A 504-nucleotide genomic window follows, 5' to 3' on the forward strand; every position below is an offset into this window, starting at 1 on the left:
CTCATGTTTAAGTTTTGACCTGTCCAAGTAAAACTTGGCATAGACAAAATTTTAATAAATTTTGCCATTAGAAGTTGTTTCACAACTTCGCGTCTGAATTTCATTAAGAAATCCGATTTACCTCGCATATTCTTATCTGCATGTGTTAGATAAGAACTTTGAAAATTTATTTTAGAATTTTCAGGGTTGTTTTACTGTTCAATTATCAAGGTTCCAGGTCTTTATCCGACCTTTTTTACACCGACATTTCTTTATCAGTGTTACTGACTTGCTGTTTGCGTCAGCGATATATATCTTATCACTTTTGCTTTAGCTTGTCAAGAACTTTTTTTATTTTATTTTTTGAAATCTTTCAAAAAATAAAATCTTGGAAATCTTTTTGATTTCCTGCTTTCGCACCAATAAGAAACTTTTTGCTTTCACGCTTTGTTTCTTATCGCTTTTTGCGACAGCGATATGTATCTTACAACATCTTTTCGACATTGTCAAGAACTTTTTTTTCAA

Origin of the sequence: Clostridium sp. AM27-31LB (assembly GCF_003480745.1) — a bacterium.
In the GTDB taxonomy this organism is placed as follows: domain Bacteria; phylum Bacillota; class Clostridia; order Lachnospirales; family Lachnospiraceae; genus Butyribacter; species Butyribacter intestini.